General features: G+C 56.4%; 1 pseudogene. It reads left to right on the top strand.

The annotated features are described in order from the left end of the window. Positions 1-90 precede the first annotated feature (90 nt). Positions 91-438 (top strand): annotated as a pseudogene (tadA, locus tag RH45_RS20550) (tRNA adenosine(34) deaminase TadA); the annotation flags it as partial.

The following is a 438-nucleotide window of genomic DNA, read 5'->3' as shown; positions in this document are numbered from 1 at the left end:
CTAAACGCATAGCGTCTGTGTATAATGCCGCCCGCTTTCATTACCGGAGTTACCTCTTTGTCTGATGTCGAATTAGATCACGAATACTGGATGCGCCACGCGCTGACGCTGGCGAAACGCGCCTGGGACGAACGCGAGGTTCCGGTTGGCGCGGTATTGGTGCATAACCATCGCGTCATTGGCGAAGGCTGGAACCGACCCATTGGCCGCCACGATCCTACTGCGCACGCTGAAATAATGGCGCTGCGTCAGGGAGGTCTGGTATTGCAGAATTACCGGTTACTGGATACCACGCTGTATGTCACACTGGAACCCTGTGTGATGTGCGCAGGCGCTATGGTGCATAGCCGCATTGGACGCGTTGTCTTTGGCGCGCGCGATGACAAAAACCGGCGCAGCCGGATCGCTAATTGACGTGCTGCACCATCCGGGAATGAA

It is taken from the genome of Vibrio sinaloensis DSM 21326 (assembly GCF_000189275.1).
Lineage (GTDB): Bacteria > Pseudomonadota > Gammaproteobacteria > Enterobacterales > Vibrionaceae > Vibrio > Vibrio sinaloensis.
This window is presented reverse-complemented; position numbering and strand designations above follow the sequence as displayed.